This is a genomic window from Kluyvera sichuanensis (assembly GCF_014218705.1).
GTDB lineage: Bacteria > Pseudomonadota > Gammaproteobacteria > Enterobacterales > Enterobacteriaceae > Kluyvera > Kluyvera sichuanensis.
The window spans coordinates 1-405 of record NZ_JABBJF010000090.1 but is presented as its reverse complement, the minus strand read 5'-3'; the positions used below and the strand labels follow the sequence as shown (position 1 = coordinate 405).

Annotated in this window: 2 tRNA genes; both read right to left on the bottom strand. The window is 46.9% G+C overall.

The window, feature by feature from the left end:
- Positions 1 to 152 precede the first annotated feature (152 nt).
- Positions 153 to 228 (bottom strand) — tRNA-Ala (locus HII27_RS26885).
- 42 nt (positions 229 to 270) lie between these two features.
- Positions 271 to 347, bottom strand: a tRNA-Ile gene (locus HII27_RS26880).
- Positions 348 to 405 lie beyond the last annotated feature (58 nt).

Below are 405 nucleotides of genomic sequence, written 5' to 3'. Positions count from 1 at the left end.
CAAACACACCTCAGTCTGTTCTTATTACGGAGAACAGAGTTCAGTGTGCTGTTTCAATTTTCAGCTTGATCCAGATTTTTAAAGAGCAAAACTTCGCAGTGAACCTTTTCAGGTACACTCTGAAGTTTTCTTGGGTTTGTTGCAGTAAAGGATGGTGGAGCTATGCGGGATCGAACCGCAGACCTCCTGCGTGCAAGGCAGGCGCTCTCCCAGCTGAGCTATAACCCCATCGCAAAATGCTAATCTCTGTACCGACAATTCTTGCGAATTTGGTAGGCCTGAGTGGACTTGAACCACCGACCTCACCCTTATCAGGGGTGCGCTCTAACCACCTGAGCTACAAGCCTGCAGAGATTTTTACTGCTAATTTTCATCAGACAATCTGTGTGAGCACTTCAAAGAACG